This is a genomic window from Fictibacillus nanhaiensis (assembly GCF_023715445.1).
Lineage (GTDB): Bacteria > Bacillota > Bacilli > Bacillales > Fictibacillaceae > Fictibacillus > Fictibacillus nanhaiensis_D.
This window is the reverse complement of sequence record NZ_JAMBOD010000008.1, coordinates 113,394-131,771: the sequence shown is the minus strand read 5'-3', so window position 1 is coordinate 131,771 and position 18,378 is coordinate 113,394. Positions and strand designations below refer to the sequence as shown.

Here is an 18,378-nt window from a genome sequence, read left to right as displayed (position 1 = left end):
AGCATGAATGTGTATCGATATGAAGAAAACCCGCTCGTTACGCCTCGTGACGTAAAACCGCACCGTGACGATTTTGAAGTAATCGGAGCCTTTAACGCTGGAATCGCTAAATATAAGGATGAAGTCATCATGCTTTTGCGCGTGGCTGAACGTCCGATTAGTGAAGACTCAAATGTTGTAAAAGCACCGGTTTATAATGTTGAAACGGGAGAACTGGAGATCCACTCGTTTGATTTAGATGACGAACGATACGATTTCGCAGATCCGCGTGTTATTTGCGAAAAGAAAAACGGTAAAAGCTTTTCATATTTAACTTCGCTTTCCTACATTCGACTCGCTCGCAGCACGGATGGACGCAACTTTACGATTGAGGATAAGCCATTCATCTATCCATCAAATGAACTTGAAACGTTCGGAATCGAGGACCCTCGCGTTACCCAGATCGGTGATACGTACTACATTTATTACAGCGCCGTATCTCCGGCTGGTGTCGGCGAGTCACTCGTTTCTACTAAGGATTTTGTTGAAGTGGAGCACCACGGAATGATTTTTTGCCCGGAGAACAAGGACGTATTAATTTTTCCTGAAAAAATTAACGGCTTTTATTATGCATTGCACCGGCCGGTTCCGAAAAGTACAGGTGCTCCGGAAATATGGATCGCGGAATCTACGAATCTCTTGCACTGGGGCAATCATAAGCACCTGATCGGATTGCGTGATGGTATGTGGGACAACGGCAGAATCGGTGGCGGTGCGGTTCCGATCAAGACGGAAAAAGGCTGGCTCGAGCTCTACCACGGCGCATCAAAGGAAGACCGTTATTGCATGGGGGCGGTATTGCTAGATTTGGAGAATCCGGCAAAAGTGATCGCTCGTTCGGAAACGCCGATCCTAGAACCAAAAGCAGATTATGAAGTAGATGGGTTCTTCGGAAATGTTGTGTTCTCATGCGGTGTGCTTGTTGAAGATGACGTCGTTAAGATGTATTACGGCGTAGCCGATACTTCAATGGCATGTGCAGAACTGAGTTTACAGGAGATTTTGGACTCGTTGACGTATTTATAAGAAGATGAATGCCAAAACTTGAGGTTTTGGCTTCTTTTTATTTGAATTTAGACCTTGAAAGTCGCTATTGAGCGAAACATGAGGCAGTCTGAGCGAAAACACGTACTCTTTGAGCCAAACGAAGAGGTTTTTGAGCGAAACAGAGGGTTCACTGGGCGAAACTCACTTCATCCTGCGCGAACGTGTAACAGATAAAAGAACACGTACCGTGAAACGCCAATAAACGTCATTCAAAAGAGTACACACTCCCATTTTCATGTTAAAATCTAGCTAACGAAAGGAGCGGTTACCATGATTTTAGGTGCAATTGAAGCAGGCGGTACAAAATTTGTATGCGGAATAGGTAACGAAAACGGAGATATCATAGAGAAGATCAGCTTTCCAACGACAATACCGGAAGAAACGCTGCAACTCGTGACAGATTATTTTAAAGATAAGCAGATTGAGGCACTTGGCGTGGGCTCATTTGGACCAATCGATCTTAACCAGGAAAGCTCCACGTACGGATTTATCACGAGCACACCGAAAAAGCATTGGAAAAATGTTAATCTGCTAGGCGAACTGAAAAAACAACTTGATGTGCCGATGGCTTTTGATACAGATGTTAATGCGGCGGCTCTCGGGGAACTGGAATGGGGAGCCGCAAAAGGTCTCGACAGCTGCATCTACATGACGGTTGGAACGGGCATCGGAGTTGGTGCCGTTTCGGAAGGAAAGGTTCTTCACGGGATGCTTCATCCAGAGATGGGACACATTCTCGTTCGACGTCATGAAGACGACACGTATAAAGGAAATTGTCCGTTTCATGGAGATTGTCTCGAAGGAATGGCTTCAGGCCCAGCAATCGAAAACCGCTGGGGTCAAAAAGGAGTTGTGTTGTCAGCGAACCAGCAAGTGTGGGAGCTAGAAGCTTATTACCTCGCACAAGCACTAGTTAACTATACCCTGGTACTCTCACCTAAAAAGATGATCCTCGGCGGTGGCGTCATGCAGCAAAAACAGCTGTTTCCGATCATTATTGAAAACGTGGTGAATTTTTTAAACGGTTATATCCAGCATGAAAACCTTTTAGTAAATATAGATGACTATATCGTTCCGCCTGAACTTGGTGACAATGCCGGATTGTGCGGGGCATTAGCGCTGGCGAAAAGACTATAACAGACAAGCTGACTCGATTAAGGGTCAGTTTTTTATTTAAAAACGCACTATTTACCTATGAATCTTATGTTGTGCTCTTCTTAAATTGAAACTATAATGATAAATAATTCAATAAATTAATTAATCAAATCTTCTGTAATCTTTTTTTACCTAAAATCGAAACGTTTCATCACCAAACCTGCCACTAAAAAAGGAGGGGATATTTGATGAAATTAACAGGATTTGGCGATGAGATATCACCAGATCTTACAGAACAGCTCAATGTTTTGGAGTCTGAAGGAATCAGACACATTGAACTCAGAAGTGTTTGGGGAAAAAATATAATCGAACTAACCGAACAGGAAATCACACATATCAAGAAAGAACTCGACAAGAGAGGGTTTCGCGTATCCGCCATTGGGTCACCTATCGGAAAGATAAGCATCCTGGATGATTTCTCAACACAGCTGAAAGACCTTGATAAAGTCATCATGCTTGCTAAGAATTTTGATACCGCTTACATCCGGGTTTTTTCGTTTTTTATCCCGAAAAATGATGATCACTTCACACACAGGGAGGAAGTAATCAACCGGACGAAGGCGATGGTGAAAAAAGCAGAAGAAAATGATGTTATCCTGCTTCATGAAAACGAAAAGGGTATCTATGGTGACAGCCCGGAATGTTGTTTGGATCTCATAACAGCAATTTCTTCTCCATACTTTCGAGCCGTTTTTGATATGGCAAACTTCGTGCAATGCGGCGTGAAGCCTTATACAGAGGCGTATCCTCTACTCAAGCCGTACATCGAATATGTGCATATAAAGGATGCCCGTTTTTCAGACGGAAAAGTGCTTCCTCCCGGGCTGGGGGACGGAGAGATCCAAGACCTTTTAACAAAATTAACCGAAGATAACTATTCAGGATTTTTATCGATCGAACATCATCTGGCCGCAGAAGATGAATTTTCAGGCTACAGCCAGAAACAGCTTTTTCAACACGCGGCAAAAGACTTAAACCGCATTTTAGCAAAAATAAATAAGGAGGTTTCATCATGACAACGGAATTTCGATTCGGCATTATTGGCTGCGGTGTGATCAGCCGTACGCACGCAGAAGAAATCAACAACATTAAAGGAGCCAAACTGGTTGCTGTTGCGGATGTAGTGGAAGATTGCGCAAAAAGTGTTGGCCAAGCTTACGGCGTTGATTGGTATTCGGACTATCTGGATCTTCTGAAACGAGAAGATATCGATATCGTAAACATCTTGACGCCAAGCGGCCTTCGGGCAAACATTGCGATTGAAGCTGCTCGCCATGGCAAGCATGTGATCGCTGAAAAACCGATCGATGTGACTTATGAAAAAGCAACAGCCATGATCGAAACTTGCAGGGAAGCTGGGGTAAAGCTCGCAGTTATTTCACAGCACCGGTTTGATGCGTCAACGGTAAAAGTAAAACGTGCGATAGAGGACGGCCAGTTTGGTCATATGGTGCTTGGAGAATGTTCAGTGAATTGGTACAGAACGCAAGGTTATTATGACAGCGGGGCATGGCGCGGTACATGGGCGATGGACGGGGGCGGTGCGTTAATGAACCAGTCTATTCATACGATCGATCTGCTTCAATACTTAGTCGGTCCGGTCGAAAGCGTTTTTGCGCATACGGCGACACTCGCTCATGAACGCATCGAAGTGGAAGACGTTGCGGTGGCAACCGTCAAATTTAAGAGCGGTGCACTCGGGACGATCGTCGGAACAACAAGTGCGTATCCGGGCCTCTCCTCACGGCTTGAGATCTTTGGAACCGCTGGCTCTGCCGTTATCGAGCATGACCGGCTGACGCATTTATTTTTAAAGTCCGCTGAACAGGAAGGCCGATCCACCAACTTAGCGGCAAACGATTTCGATACACCAGACCCGACAACGGTTTTTGGTTATGCCCATCGTCTGCAGATCGAGGACATGATGAACGCCATCCGAGAAGGAAGGGAGCCTCTGGTCAACGGTGAGGAAGGATTGAAGCCACTCGAAATCATTTTAGCCATCTATGAATCTGCAAGGACCGGAAAAGAAGTTAAACTGCCATTGAAAACAGTGAAAGCAGCACAATAAAAAAGGAGAGTGTAAGAATGATAGAAAAGTTTGCCGTACAGCTTTATACACTACGTCATGAAATTGAACAGGATCTCTTTAGCGTACTAAAAGACCTCAAGAAGATGGGATGGAGTGGTGTTCAAATATCAGCGCTGCCTCCAAAATATGACCCTGCCGAAGTGGCACATACATTAAAAGAGTTACATCTACAAGCAGCCGGGATGCACGTACCAATCGGCAGAATGGAAAACGATCTTGAGAACGTATTAAAAGAAACACAGCTTTACGAAACGAAAGATATCGTTTTTCCTTACCTTTCTGAAGAGATGCGGACCGTCGAAAGCTATCAGCATGTTAAACAGTTGCTTAACAGCATAGCGGAAAAGCATCCGGATATCCGTGTTAGCTATCATAACCATGATTTTGAACTGAACACAATGATCAACGGCCAGACGGCACTTGAATATATACTGGATCCAAAAGAAAAAGAAAATAAAATTCTGGCAGAGATCGATGTGTATTGGATTAAAAAGGCTGGAAAGGATCCGCTGGCGTTTATCCGCCCATATAAAAACCGGATGCCCATTATCCACTTGAAAGACATGACGAATGATGAACAGGAGACATACGCAGCGCTTGGTATAGGGACAATCGACTTCAAGCCGATCATAGAGTGGGGAGAGAAATCCGGGATCGAATGGTACGTCGTGGAGCAGGATGAATGTCCGGGAGACCCGTTCGATAGTTTACAAACAAGTTACAACTATATTCAAAGGTTGATAGGGAGATAACCAAGTGGTATCATTATAGTTGAATTAATAAATTTAATGAATTAATTAATTATTTTTTAATGATCTTACTTAGGAGGTGCACGAAAATGAGCTTACGAATAGGAATTGTTGGAACCGGGAGAACGATCGGTGTTGCGAGTGATCATTTGCATGGTATTCAGGCGAATCCCGAATGGGAACTAACTGCTGTTTACGATATCGTACCGGACAACGCCCGACAATGGATCCAGCAGCACAATCTTGCTTCATCGTTAATTTCTTCAAGCCTTGAAGAACTATTGGACAAAGTAGATGCTGTTGTAATCTGTACAGATAACTTATCCCACGGAACAATCGCAAGAGAAGCATTCAAAAGAAAGCTGCCTGTTCTATGTGAGAAGCCTCTTTCAGTCAACTTTTATGAATCGAAAAAACTGGCCGAAGAAGCAGCGTCTGCAGGTGTCGTCAACTACATGGGCATGCAATACCGGTACCATCCATATGCTCAGCTGATCAAAGAGGTCATCTCATCCGGGGAACTTGGAGACATCTTTTCTTACCGTCATAAGCTTGGCGGGGGAAGGATCGGAAACCCGAACGTCGGAATGGAATGGCGTATGAAAAAAGAAACGTCAGGCGCTGGAGCAGTTGCAGATTTTGGCATTCATCAAGTAGATCTCATTCATTTTTTTCTGCATAAAACTTGCGGAGAAATTAAGAGCGTACAGGCTGAACTTGCGACATTCATCCAAGCGCGCCAGTCAGAAGGATCATCTGCTGCCCCTGTTACGAACGATGATCTGGCCGTTGTGATCGCTCGGTTAGAAAACGGAGCAATGATTACGCTGAACAATTCCCGGCTTCTGCCGCAGGATGGTGACGGCCTTGAAATTGTGGGGACGAAATCAGCTGTTTCTATGGATCAGCACGGCCGGATTTTTTTAAGAAAAAAGAATGCTGACGGTTCTTGGTCGGGTGAACGGGAAGAACTTGAGATCGAGGAGAGGCATAAATTCAAAGGACTTGCCCGCGGCAAACAATATCAAGAGTTTTATGAAGCGGTAAAAAACAACAAACCTCATGAATTGTCGTTTGCTTATGCAGCTGAAAGTGCAAGAGTGATCGATGCGGCAGTATTATCCAGCCAAGAAGGAAGAAGAGTCTCTGTTTCAGAGATCGAATAAAAAGGCTGTTTTCGCGTAAACTTTGTTGCCATGTAGGTAATTTGAGCGAAAAAGGGATATTTTGAGCGAAACTAAAGGTAGTTTGAGCGTAACTCGGCATTTTTGAGCGAAACCTCAATGAGTCTGAGCGAACGTGTAATAAATATAAGAACACGTACCGTAAAACTGAAATAATAAAGGAGGATTTTATAATGGAACAAACAAAAACACAGGACACAATCGTAAATCTGGCACCGCTTTTCAACCCTGAAGAAGGAAAAACAGTCATATCACCTCTTGGAAACGAAACAGGATATTGGGCAGGGGCACCAACTGTTTTATATGATGACAAAGATGAGACGTTTTATCTGTATTACCGTCTTCGCAACCCTCGCGGACACGGTGAAGATGAGCGCGGATTTGAAGTTAGAATTGCGAGCAGCAAAGACGGAGAAAACTTTACTGATGTTTGGAGTGTCCATAAACGCGAATTAAACTCCAGTTCGATTGAACGTTCTGCACTCGTAAAAGTTAGCGATGAACTATACCGTCTTTACATCAGTTATGTCGATCCTGCTGATAACCGCTGGCGGATCGATGTCGTCGAAGCAGAGACGCCATCATCCTTCCAGGTTGAAAACCGCAAGAAGGTATTGACTGCAAGCGACCGTCCTGGCGTTGAAGGGGTAAAAGATCCTTATATCGTTAAGCATGAAAACAAGTATTACATGTATTTTGTATATGCAAAAGGACTGGATTCCGCTGTTAAAGAAGAGATGCACCAAACAGGCGATGTCCATAATACGGGCCTTGCAGTTGCACCAACAGGTCTTGCGATCAGTGAAGACGGAATCCATTTTGATTGGGTGGATACGGTGATCCCGGTTAGTGATTCAGGATGGGACCAGTATCAATCACGCCTCACTACGATCATTCCAACCCAGCACGGATACACGGTCCTATGGGATGGAAGTGTCGGCGTAGAACAGAATTATGAAGAAAAAATGGCACTGGCTGTTTCGTTCGATCTAAGAACATTCGCGAAGATCAACGTTGATGGCCCAGTACTCGAAACGGCATCAGGTAAAGCAGTCCGTTACGTAGATGCGATCATTCATGAAGGCTCTATATGGTACTATTATGAATATACAAGAGAAGACGGTGCGCATGAACTGCGTCTATGTAAAGTAAAAATCTAGCACGTAAATAAGGAGTCAGGAAAAGAATGTCATTCATCGGTCAAAATACGTTACGAACGAAACAGTTAAACCGCTCACTCGTACTGCAGTCGATTCTTAGGCTGGAAAAGCCTTCCCGTCAGGAGATCGCTGCTTTTACCAAGCTGACACCAGCCACCATCACGAACATAATCGGGGAATTGATGGCTGAAGAACTCGTTGTAGAGATTGGCAGTATGGAAGGCGGGGAAAAGAGGGCAGGGCGCAAAACCATCGTCCTTGATTTAAATGAAGAGTCCAAGCGTATTGCGGGTGTTCATATCCGCAGTGACCGTGTTGAATTCGGCATCATGACTTTAAAGGGGAAGGTGCTGCAGTTTCATCGTTTTCCCATTCCTGAAAAAATCGATCAGAACGATTTTTTAGATGTATTAATAAAAGAGCTTGAAGGCTTTCTGTCGACTTCAAAAGTTCCGGTATCCTGCATCGGAGTAGGGTCAGTCGGACTTGTTGATTTTGATAACGGCCGGATTTTAGAAGCAGAACATATGGGGTGGGAGAACGTTGATCTCGTATCGGCTATTTCTTCCCGCTTCCATATTCCTGTTTATCTTGATCATCATGTTCGAGGGATGGCGCTTGCTGAAAAGCTATTTGGATCTTGCAAGAATGAAACGGATTTCCTATGTGTTTATCTCGGACAAGGAATCGGTTCAGGCATGTATTTGAGAGACCAGCTGTTTCGAAGTGATCTGACAGGTGCGGGCGAACTAGGTCATATGATCTACCAGCCAGATGGAACTCCTTGCTGGTGCGGAAGCCGTGGCTGTTTGGAACGGTATGCATCCGAAGCTGCGATTGAAAAAGAATTTAATGTAAGTTCTATCGATGATTTTATAACGGGATGCAAGCATGGCAACGAAAACATGCTAAAAGGGGCAAGAGATGCAGGAAAACAAATCGCAACGGTTCTTACTTCTTTCATCAATATGCTCCATGTAAATAAGATTATGGTAGGAGGCAAGCTTGCTGATTCAGAACTGCCCTTGCTCTCTGAAATCAGAAATGAGGTCCGAGAGCTTTCTTTTCTTGATAAAAAACGACAAGTTGAGATCGAGGCTTCTTCTATGGGAGAACAGGTCGGTGTGATCGGGGCTGCGAGTTTAGCATTGCTTTATGCCATATTCCATGCAAATCTAACAGAAAAAAGGTGAGGATATGAAGCTCGGTTTTTTAACAAATTCATTGGTTCATCACGGTATGAATGACATAGAAGATATTGTAGATTGGTCGGTTAATCATGCGTTTCAAGCTTTAGAAGTAGGACCTAATGTACCATTTCATTCATTAGAAAAAGTGGTTTCAGAAAGAAAGATAGAAATCGCAGCGTTAACGTATTGCAGAAACTTTTTAAGTGAAGACGAAGAACTGGCTGCTCTTCATAAAAATGAACTCTTTAACCGTGTGAGGATGGCGGGTGAACTCGGTATTCCAGTCGTAGTGACTTCCACTGGAATATCAGAATCCGCAAAAGGTGATCATTACGATGGCTATGATGCAATCCGGTCAAAACCTGAATACAGTTTGGAAAAGGTCGTTTCATTGTTCCATGATGTTATCAAACTAGCTGAAGAAAAGAACGTTAAGATTGCCTTTGAGAACTGTCCGCTCATGGGGAATATCGCCATATCACCAGATCTATGGAGGAAGTTATTTGAAAGACTGGATTCACCAAATATTGGTCTAGCTTATGATCCCTCTCACCTCCTCTGGCAGTTCATCGACCCGTATCTTCCCATTAAAGAATTCGGCCACAAAATTTTTCATGTTCATGCAAAAGATACTGAAATCAATCATGAACAACTTAAGAGGGCGGGGGTTTTATCAGATTTCAGCTGGTGGAGATACCGTTTACCCGGCTTGGGAGACCTAAACTGGACGAAATTTATTTCTGAACTGACTGAAGTGGGATACACGGGTGCAATGAGTGTAGAACACGAAGATCCTGTTTGGGGAGGAGATCTGTCAAAAACAAAGCAAGGAATAGTTATCTCAAAACAGTATCTTGAAAAGATTCCAGGGTTCTCTGCTGAACCACAAGTGAAAATAAGAGAAATATAGACAAATTATCTCATAATATTTCAAAATATTCAAAAAGTACTATTGTAACCGTTTACAATATAAATTATAATATTGCCATTGAAACGTTTCAATTCATTGTAAAGGTTTTTATTTTTTTCCTTTCAGTTGAAACGTTTCAAAAAGGATGTAAGTCTATTTTTTTACTTGTTTTTTGAAACGTTTCTACAGACGGAGGAGGGTGGTAGTTGGTCACATTAAAAGATGTTGCGAAACGTGCTGGTGTCAGCCTTTCAACGGCATCTTATTCCATTAATGGAAGCACTTTGATCACAGATGTTACGAAACAGAAGGTTCTCGCTGCTGCAAAGGAGATCGGTTATCGCCCCAACGGTCTGGCCAAAAATCTGAAGGAGCAGAAAACAAATATTATCGGTTTGTTTCTGAGTGGATTTACCGGCCCCTTTTTTACCGACATGATGGAAGGTATTCAGGACGTGGTTATTCAAAACGGATACGAGCTGATGGTCTATGCGTCTGATGACAAGCACCGGCTCCTGGTAGAAAGATATGTCGATGGAGCAATCATCCTTAACTACCATATGAAGGATTCATTCCTAAAATCAGTTGCAGATGAAAAACTTCCATGCATTGTATTGGACCGGGAATTGGAGTCCACTTTTATCAAACCTGTTCTTCTTCCAAACGAGCAAGGATCAGCGATGGCGGTGAACCATCTTCTGAAAAAAGGTCACAAAAGGATCGGTTACATGACAGGATCAGTAGAATCTTATGACGGCGAGTCTCGCTTAAAAGGTTTTAAAAAGGAGATTCAAAAGCATGACATCCGCCTTTCAGACCAAGACCTACTCCGTGCTGATTTTACCGAACAAAGCGGATTTGCTGCGATGCGCCAATACATAGATGAGCATGGCCAAGACCTCCCATCAGCGATTGTCTGTGCCAATGATGAGATGGCGATGGGAGCGATCAGAGCCATTCAAGGAACGGGTCTTAAAGTACCTGAAGATATCGCGATCATTGGATTTGATGATATTTATGTATCTCAATACTTTAATCCGCCGCTAACTACGATAAAAGTACCGAGAAAAGAGTGGGGCAAAACCGCTGCACATGCCTTGTTTAAAATGATGGATCCTGATTACGAATGTGACATTGATGAAAGCGTGTCAGTGGAACTAATGAGCCGGACTTCCGGGTGAAGAGGTGATTTATGATTCAGATAAAAAATGAAAAAGTGATCGTGAACGGCAAAGAAGTGCTGCTGTTCGGTGGTGAGCTCCACTACTTCCGGGTTCCTAAGCAGGATTGGCGAACGCGGATCCACCAAGTGAAGGAAGCGGGAGCCAACATGATCAGCACGTATGTACCATGGATCTTTCATGAATACGAAGAAGGTTCAACAGATTTGACAGGTGAAACGCGTCCTGAGAGAGATCTAGAAACGTTTCTTCAACTGGTTAAGGAAGAAGGGATGTACTGTCTTGTCCGTCCAGGTCCTTACGTTATGGCTGAAATTGTTGACCATGGTGTACCGACTTGGTTCATCGATACCTATCCGGAAGCTGTTGCCAAGACGAACACAGGAAAGACTCATCCGACAAGGGTAGTCAGCTACAGCCATCCTGTATTTTTAGAAAAACTTGAGAACTGGTATACGAATGTTTGCTCAGTGATTAAGCCGTTCCTCGTTACAAACGGCGGGTCCGTTATCCTTTTTCAGCTAGATAATGAAGTGGGCATGTTCCACTGGGTGACGAATCAGCCGGATTACAACGAGTCCACGTTAAACGAGTTTACGGAACATCTGAAAAACAAGTATACAAAGCAGGAGTTTGAAGAGTCGTTCCGCGTTCCTTACGGGGAAATCGACCGCTTCTCGCAAATCTTGATCAAAAAGCCAGAAGCCATCTACGCACATGCGCTCCGAAATGAGTTTGGCCTGTTTTTACGGGAGCACTACCGAAGATTCATCGAACATCTAAAACAGTCTGCGGAGGAAAAAGGGATCGACGTACCGTTTGTGGTGAACATCCACGGGTTCCATACGATCGACCTGACGAAGCGAGGTACGATGTACCCGATCGGCATCTCACAATTATTGGAGACCGCGAAAATCGAAAATGTCCTCATGGCCGGTGATTATTATATCGGCAATATTGAGTACGACAACTATACGGATATCGTGCTCGCAAATGCTTTTACACGGGCCATCCAGTGGAACGAACAGCCTTTGTTCTCAGCTGAGTTCCAGGGCGGAAGCATTCACGATAAACCAAGGCTCCAGCCGCCAACGTTCGATCTGACGACAAGATTATGTGTCGCCGACGGGATGAACGGAGTTAACTATTACATGTTCGCTGCCGGAGAAAACTATGAAAATATCGGTTTGTTCGGAAAGCGCCATGACTGGCAGGCCGCTTTAACCGTTGAAGGTAAAAAGGCACCTCATTATAGTGTCATCCAGCATATCGGGAAGATGCTTCAAGTGTATGAACAACCGCTTCTTGAGACGAAGCCTGAAATCGACACTCACTTTGCCTTTTATCCGGATTATTACATGACAGAGTTTCATGATGAGCATACGAAGAGCATGACCGATCAAATTCAGCATGAACGTGATGCTTATCTGTATAACGGGTTGGCAAAAGCGTTACGAGTGAACAACATCATCTATGACGCTGTGAATCTATTGAATGATGAAGAGCTTGATCCTGAAAAACTGCAGACGCTCTGGATGTTCACGACAGAGTGGATGGATGAGAGAATCCAACAAAAGCTCGTTTCATATCTCGAAAATGGCGGAAAGCTGATCATGTTCCCGACCATTCCGGTAAAAACGATGAAAAACGTACCTTGCACCGTGTTAAAAGATTATATTGGCGTTGCGGTTAAAGGGCATAAACGCCATGGTTTCGCCCAGATCGGCGACATGGACAATGTGCCCGTCATCAACCAGGAGCACTATGAAATAAAAGATGGCGCATTTGCCCTTACCGAGGATGAAGACAGAAACGTGATCGCCTTTGAAAAACAGCTTGGAAAAGGAAAGCTTCTCATGTTTGGCATCGGCATGGATCACAACTTTAACTATCAGAACGATACGATTGTGCACCTTGCGGAAAGGGCAAGGATCAAGAGCAGATTCCAACTGGAAGAGGAGCTTGATATAACCGTCCGAACTCATCCAGAAACCGGCAGCTTTGTGTTTATTCAAAACTTTGATGAATACAAAAAGAAAACGACAATTCACTACAAAGGGGAGCAGCTGTTTGGCGGCAAAGAATTGGTCATCCCGCAAAGAGCAGGTCTCATGCTTCCGATCGATGTTCCGCTAAGAAAAGACCTTTCCATCGCATATGGAACAGGAGAAATATTTAACGTGGAGCAAGAAGGGGACAAGCTTCAGCTTTCTATTAAACTTACGCAGCCTGAAGAAGAATTCGTTTTCAACTCTTCACAATGGATCCCTGCTGAAAGTGAAAGCGTTAAGGTCCAAAAAACAGCTGAGAATCAGTTTAAAGTTCTGGTTCAGTCAAGACTTGAAACGGAAATCATTCATTTTAACCCTGTGGCCGTTCATGCATCAAAACTATAAATCTATGAAATGGGAGTGATACGTATGAAAAAAGTTTTCTCACTATTGGCAATCTTAGCATTAGTTTTCTCGATAGCTGCTTGCAGTTCTGATGAAAAGGCGAGTACAAGCACCAATGAAGAAAAGAAAGAAGATGTGACCATTACGTTTGCAAGCTGGACATTAGGTACGGAAAAAGAACAAAACCTTGAGCGTCTCATGATTAAAGCGTTCGAAAAAGAACATCCAAACATTAAAGTGAAAATTGATGAGTCGGTCAGTACAACGGACTGGAACGGAACATTATCTGCAGCAGCGAGTGCGGGGAAGATGCCAGATGTGTTCGCACTTCCGCAAGTTCCGCTTGCTCTATCAAACGATTGGCTGATGGATATTACAAAAATGACGGAGAAGGATAAAGACTTCGCCAACATTCCAGAAGCCGTTCGCCAATCTGCGACTTACAAAGATAAAGTGTATGCGGTTCCTTACGCACAGCACTTCTTGGGTTATCTTGTGAACAAGGATCTATTCAATGCAGCGAACCTGGATTATCCAGAGTTTGGCTTTACAGTAGAAGAATTTACGAAGGCTGTAAAAGAAGTATCGAATGTAAACAAAGGGATTGCTGGTCTTAATCATGCAAACTCTATTCCTGATTGGTATCCCGCTGCTGAAAACCCCGACATGGGCTGGTACACCCTGCAAGACGGTCAATATTCTCTAGATAGCAAAGAATTCATTTCAGGTGTAAATCTGGCAAAAGAACTTACAACAAACAGCTATGCCTATGAATCGTTAACCGACGAGCAAAAAGCGAACTTTAAAGGTGAGAATCCTGAAGAAGCATGGATGAATGGCGGAGTAGCTCTGAAGTGGGATGGAACTTGGTCAACCGCTCATCTGGTAGAAAAAGCAAGCTTTGAGTGGGACTTTATCGGACTCCCTGGCGGAAGAACTGGGGTAACGAACGATTTTGTTGGTATCTCAAAAACGAGCAAGCACCCAGAAGAAGCCTATCTTTTCTCTAAATGGATGTCATTTGGAAAAGACGGTTTGATGAAGCGTATGGCGATCTCTGATAAAGAAGGAAAGCCGATGAACACTTTGCCAGTTAACGCTGATCAAGAAATTTTGGACGAGTATTTTGCAATGAGTGAAGTGCCTGGGATCAAAACAGCTTATGACAGTCTTGACAAAGCGATCGTTGAACCGGTAAAAACAGTTCCGGGCTATGTTGACGCAAGATGGGAAGCTCCGACAGGCGTTAAGGCGGGAGAAGAAGCAAACGCAAAAGTAGCGTTGCTGATGGACAATATCATTAAAGGCAACTTAAAAATAGAAGACTATGCAAAACAGCTTGATCAATTAGCAGACCAAAAAAGCAAGGAAGCAAATGAGGCTTTAAGTAAAAAGTAGAAAGCCTGAAGTTAAGGGGAGGTTGATAGTATGAAGTTTAAGAGATTCGTTTGGTCGGTTATTATGCTGTTCTTCATCTTTCCACATGGTTTTACATCTGCTGAGACTAACAGTAATGATAAACCTGCCGAGCAAGTCGTGGAGGAAAACTATCATACCGTCCTGGAAACTTGGGAGAAAGAAGGATTGACGGACGCTTCAGATTTTGAGGCGTCCGTACCTCCTTCAACATTTTTGAACGTAAACGAAAAAGACCTGCTGCCTGTGCCTGAAAGCAAAGGGTATGATGATCGTGTTTTCTATTGGCATAACCAAAAATCCGTTTCCTATGAGATTAACGTAGAAGAAGCTGGGTTGTACGAACTTTCATTTGATTATTATCCGTTAAGCAGCGAGGTTGTTCCAATAGAGGGCGCAATCCAGGTGAACGGGGAGTATCCTTTCTACGAAAGCAGAAGGATCGTCTTTCCGGCTAACTGGAAAAATGCGAAAGACAAATTTGAAAAAGACCGTTTTGGCAATGACATGATTCCAAAGCAAAAGCGTGTACCGAAATGGGACAGGCTGACGGCTGAAGATGCGAGCCAGCTTCAATCCAAGCCGTTGAAGTATGAGCTAAAAAAAGGAAAGAATACGATCAAACTGGCGAATCTTAGTGGCGAGATGCTGCTTGGAAACGTGTACGTTTCTTCTCCTCACAAACTGCCAACCTATGAAGAGTACTTGAACGAAAACAAAAACCAGAAGCAAGTCGATGCATTGCTTACACGTGAAGCGGAAAAGAACTATACGAAAAACAGCTCCTACATAAGACCGTTTGCAGCCAACGATTCATCAGCGATACCAAGCAATCCAAAGAACTTGCTCTTGAACACGCTTGGCGGTGATTCCTGGACGACGAGCGGACAAGCGGTGAACTGGAAAGTAAACGTGAAAAAAGAAGGCTACTACAAGCTTACGTTCAAGGTCCTGCAGAACAAAGAAACGGGCGGTCCTGTATTCCGCAAGCTGCTGATCGATGGCGAGGTTCCATTTTCTGAAGTAGCCCCCATTACCTTCGATTTTAAAAAAGAAATGGCGAACGTCACACTGGAAAACAAAGAGGGCAAAGCCTATTTATTCTATTTAACAAAAGGCGAGCACGAGATCGGTTTAGAAGCAGACGCTTCACCGGTAGAACCCGTCATCCATACGACAAACCAAGTCATGAGGGAGATGGAAGAACTTACGCTTGAGATCCGAAAGCTGACAGGCAACCAAACTGACCGATCCCGAAACTGGAAGATCAGCGAGTTCATTCCAGGCATCGATAAACAGCTAGCAGGTTGGGCTGAAGAACTTGACCGTGAGCTTGACTATCTAAAAAGTCTGGATGGTTCTGAAAATGCTTCAAAAGATATGGTCTCCCTTAAGATGGCTGTTCAGAAGCTGCGTAATTTAAGCAAAGAGCCAGATGAGATTCCGGGCAGGCTGACCGAACTGTCTGAAGGCTCATCATCCGCAGCTCAGATGCTCGGGAACCTGCTTGTCACATTGCCAGAACAGCCGCTCACCGTAGACCGTTTTTATGTGCACGGCGGCGAAAAGGAACTGCCTGATGCTGAAGCAGGATTCTGGGAGAAATTAATCGATTCGATCAAACGATTCTTCTTATCCTTCTTCTCGGAAAACTATTCGGTGAAGGAAGCGGATGAAGAAACGCTAGAAGTCTGGGTGAACAGACCGCGGCAATATGTAGAGCTTTTACAAAATTTATCGGATCAGAATTTTACGCCTGAAACGGGTATTAAAGTGAAGTTCTCGATCATGCCGGAAGAACAGAAGCTGATCTTGGCAAACGCGTCCAATAAACAGCCGGATATTGCACTCGGAATAAGTTCATGGCTTCCTTATGAACTATCCATTCGCGGTGCAGCTGTTGATTTGCATCAGTTCGATGATTTTGAAAAAGTGAGTGAACAGTTCTCTCCGGGAGCCTTTTTACCGCTCATGATCGGGGACAAGGTGTATGCGATGCCGGAAACACAGGATTTCTTCGTTCAATTTTATAGAAAAGATATTATGCAGGCACTGAATCTGCCGGTTCCGAATACGTGGGAAGACGTGACAGGCATTCTGCCGGAGCTTCAGCGGTTCGGAATGAACTATTATACACCGATCGCGGGGGCAACAGGGTTCAAGCCGTTCCAGACAACGGCGCCATACATCTACCAGTTCCAAGGCGACCTGTACGGAAAAAATGGCATGAAAACAGCGATCGGAAGTGAAGAAGCTTTAAAAGGCATTCAGTTTATGGCGGACTTGAACACGATCTACAGCATGCCGCTGCAAGTGCCGAATTTCTACAACCACTTCAGGTATTCAACACTTCCGATCGGGATCGCGAACTTTACGACGTATATCCAATTAACCGCAGCAGCTCCTGAGATCGCAGGCTGGTGGGATATCGCTCCGCATCCGGGCGTGAAACAGGCAGATGGAACCGTTGAGCGCTGGGCTACAGGATCTGGGCAATCAGCGATGATCTTTAAAGGAACAAAAAACAAAGAGCATTCATGGGAGCTCATGAAATGGTGGCTGTCCACGGAAACACAAACCGAGTTTGCGACAAGCCTGCAGATGCTGTACGGACCGGAATACATGTGGAACACGTCAAACCTCGAAGCATTCAAGAACCTCCCATGGCCTGACGAGCATAAAGAAACGATCCTGAAGCAGTGGGAGTATTTATACGAAGTACCGAAGAATCCAGGCTCTTATATGATTGAGCGGGAACTGAGCAACATCTGGAACAGAGTCGTGTTCGATGGCATCAACACAAGGTCGGCGGTCGATGATTCCGTGATCGCCATCGACAGGGAGATCAGCCGGAAGATGGAGGAGTTCGGTTACATGAAGGACGGAAAGATGGTTAAACCTTATCCGATTCCGACCATTGAACAAGTGAAAAGTTGGGGCGATGAAGATGAGAAATAAAAAACGAGATCATACACACTGGGTTTTCCTTGCACCGTACATTATCCTTTTTACAACGTTTATCATCATTCCCGTTGCTGCAGCGATCCTATTGTCCTTCACGTATTTCAATGCGATCGAAAAACCGACACTGATCGGATTAAGCAACTACGTCGGCTTGATCACACAAGATGAAGTGTTCATGCAGAAAGTACTGCCGAACACACTGACCTTTGCACTGATCGTAGGACCTGGCGGTTATATCCTTTCCTTCATCCTTGCCTGGTTACTTGCCCAAGTGCCGAAAAGAATGCGGACTGTCCTCGCGCTTATCATCTATTCACCGTCCATGACGGCCGGTGTGGCGATGGCCGTTGTTTGGACGATCATTTTTAGCGGGGATGAGACAGGGTACTTGAACAGCCTTTTATTAACGATGGGTGTGCTGCTTGAACCGATCCAATGGCTGCAGTCTCCTGAATATTTAATGAAAATCATGATCTTTGTCACATTGTGGGGAAGCATGGGCGTCGGATTTCTCGCCATGCTCTCTGGTGTTTTGAACATCAATACAGAGATCTACGAAGCAGGCTATATCGACGGAATCAACAACCGTTTTCAAGAGATCATCTACATCACGATTCCGTCAATGAAGCCGCAGATGCTGTTCGGTGCAGTTATGGCAGTCGTTGGGACCTTTCAGGCTGGGGCGATCGGTGTTGCCCTATCCGGCGCGAACCCGACCCCGCAATACGCCGGTCAGCTGATGGTAAACCATCTGGAGGATTACGGTTTTATCCGGTATGAGATGGGCTATGCAGCAGCCGTTTCTGTTGTATTATTGATCGTCGTATATGCATTTTCAAAAGTAGCCTGGAGGCTGTTTGGAGAGAAGGACTAGATCTTTAAGGAGTGATGATTA

General features: G+C 44.4%; 14 protein-coding genes. All 14 read left to right on the top strand.

Annotated elements, in window-relative coordinates; translation table 11 throughout:
• Positions 1–3: 3 nt before the first annotated feature.
• Entirely contained in the window at positions 4–1,065 is a 1,062-nt protein-coding gene (locus M3196_RS18010) for a BtaManbiosPhlase (protein ID WP_251323728.1), read from the top strand.
• 291 nt (positions 1,066–1,356) lie between these two features.
• Positions 1,357–2,223, top strand: coding sequence for an ROK family protein (locus M3196_RS18005; protein WP_276531431.1), 867 nt, complete (start codon positions 1,357–1,359; stop codon positions 2,221–2,223).
• A gap of 206 nt (positions 2,224–2,429) precedes the next feature.
• Positions 2,430–3,257, top strand: coding sequence for a sugar phosphate isomerase/epimerase family protein (locus M3196_RS18000; RefSeq protein ID WP_251323727.1), 828 nt, complete (start codon positions 2,430–2,432; stop codon positions 3,255–3,257).
• Positions 3,254–4,312, top strand: coding sequence for a Gfo/Idh/MocA family protein (locus M3196_RS17995; protein WP_251323726.1), 1,059 nt, complete (start codon positions 3,254–3,256; stop codon positions 4,310–4,312). The genes M3196_RS18000 and M3196_RS17995 overlap by 4 nt, the downstream gene beginning before the upstream one ends.
• A 17-nt stretch (positions 4,313–4,329) precedes the next feature.
• On the top strand, positions 4,330–5,085 hold the full coding sequence (locus M3196_RS17990) for a sugar phosphate isomerase/epimerase family protein (RefSeq protein WP_251323725.1): 756 nt from the start codon (positions 4,330–4,332) through the stop codon (positions 5,083–5,085).
• Between the two features lie 86 nt (positions 5,086–5,171).
• On the top strand, positions 5,172–6,248 hold the full coding sequence (locus M3196_RS17985) for a Gfo/Idh/MocA family protein (protein ID WP_251323724.1): 1,077 nt from the start codon (positions 5,172–5,174) through the stop codon (positions 6,246–6,248).
• A 191-nt stretch (positions 6,249–6,439) separates the two neighbouring features.
• Positions 6,440–7,426 carry a hypothetical protein gene (locus M3196_RS17980; RefSeq protein ID WP_251323723.1) on the top strand — a complete coding sequence of 329 codons (987 nt, stop codon included), beginning with the start codon at positions 6,440–6,442 and terminating at the stop codon, positions 7,424–7,426.
• Positions 7,427–7,452: 26 nt separating this feature from the next.
• Complete coding sequence (locus tag M3196_RS17975) at positions 7,453–8,619, top strand: ROK family protein (protein WP_251323722.1); 1,167 nt, start codon at positions 7,453–7,455, stop codon at positions 8,617–8,619.
• 4 nt (positions 8,620–8,623) lie between these two features.
• Entirely contained in the window at positions 8,624–9,526 is a 903-nt protein-coding gene (locus M3196_RS17970; RefSeq protein ID WP_251323721.1) for a sugar phosphate isomerase/epimerase family protein, read from the top strand.
• Positions 9,527–9,732: 206 nt separating this feature from the next.
• Positions 9,733–10,707, top strand: coding sequence for a LacI family DNA-binding transcriptional regulator (locus M3196_RS17965; RefSeq protein ID WP_251323720.1), 975 nt, complete (start codon positions 9,733–9,735; stop codon positions 10,705–10,707).
• An 11-nt stretch (positions 10,708–10,718) separates the two neighbouring features.
• Positions 10,719–13,103 carry a beta-galactosidase gene (locus M3196_RS17960; RefSeq protein ID WP_251323719.1) on the top strand — a complete coding sequence of 795 codons (2,385 nt, stop codon included), beginning with the start codon at positions 10,719–10,721 and terminating at the stop codon, positions 13,101–13,103.
• A 24-nt stretch (positions 13,104–13,127) separates the two neighbouring features.
• Complete coding sequence (locus tag M3196_RS17955; RefSeq protein ID WP_251323718.1) at positions 13,128–14,501, top strand: ABC transporter substrate-binding protein; 1,374 nt, start codon at positions 13,128–13,130, stop codon at positions 14,499–14,501.
• A gap of 30 nt (positions 14,502–14,531) precedes the next feature.
• Positions 14,532–17,477, top strand: a complete 2,946-nt coding sequence (locus M3196_RS17950) for an extracellular solute-binding protein (RefSeq protein WP_251323717.1) — start codon at positions 14,532–14,534, stop codon at positions 17,475–17,477.
• Complete coding sequence (locus M3196_RS17945; protein ID WP_251323716.1) at positions 17,467–18,357, top strand: carbohydrate ABC transporter permease; 891 nt, start codon at positions 17,467–17,469, stop codon at positions 18,355–18,357. The genes M3196_RS17950 and M3196_RS17945 overlap by 11 nt, the downstream gene beginning before the upstream one ends.
• Positions 18,358–18,378 lie beyond the last annotated feature (21 nt).

Bases quoted from the DNA above. Each gene is read 5' to 3' on its own strand.
- M3196_RS18010 (WP_251323728.1), top strand. From the start codon at position 4: ATGAATGTGTATCGATATGAAGAAAACCCGCTCGTTACGCCTCGTGAC.
- M3196_RS18005 (WP_276531431.1), top strand. From the start codon at position 1,357: ATGATTTTAGGTGCAATTGAAGCAGGCGGTACAAAATTTGTATGCGGA.
- M3196_RS18000 (WP_251323727.1), top strand. From the start codon at position 2,430: ATGAAATTAACAGGATTTGGCGATGAGATATCACCAGATCTTACAGAA.
- M3196_RS17995 (WP_251323726.1), top strand. From the start codon at position 3,254: ATGACAACGGAATTTCGATTCGGCATTATTGGCTGCGGTGTGATCAGC.
- M3196_RS17990 (WP_251323725.1), top strand. From the start codon at position 4,330: ATGATAGAAAAGTTTGCCGTACAGCTTTATACACTACGTCATGAAATT.
- M3196_RS17985 (WP_251323724.1), top strand. From the start codon at position 5,172: ATGAGCTTACGAATAGGAATTGTTGGAACCGGGAGAACGATCGGTGTT.
- M3196_RS17980 (WP_251323723.1), top strand. From the start codon at position 6,440: ATGGAACAAACAAAAACACAGGACACAATCGTAAATCTGGCACCGCTT.
- M3196_RS17975 (WP_251323722.1), top strand. From the start codon at position 7,453: ATGTCATTCATCGGTCAAAATACGTTACGAACGAAACAGTTAAACCGC.
- M3196_RS17970 (WP_251323721.1), top strand. From the start codon at position 8,624: ATGAAGCTCGGTTTTTTAACAAATTCATTGGTTCATCACGGTATGAAT.
- M3196_RS17960 (WP_251323719.1), top strand. From the start codon at position 10,719: ATGATTCAGATAAAAAATGAAAAAGTGATCGTGAACGGCAAAGAAGTG.
- M3196_RS17955 (WP_251323718.1), top strand. From the start codon at position 13,128: ATGAAAAAAGTTTTCTCACTATTGGCAATCTTAGCATTAGTTTTCTCG.
- M3196_RS17950 (WP_251323717.1), top strand. From the start codon at position 14,532: ATGAAGTTTAAGAGATTCGTTTGGTCGGTTATTATGCTGTTCTTCATC.
- M3196_RS17945 (WP_251323716.1), top strand. From the start codon at position 17,467: ATGAGAAATAAAAAACGAGATCATACACACTGGGTTTTCCTTGCACCG.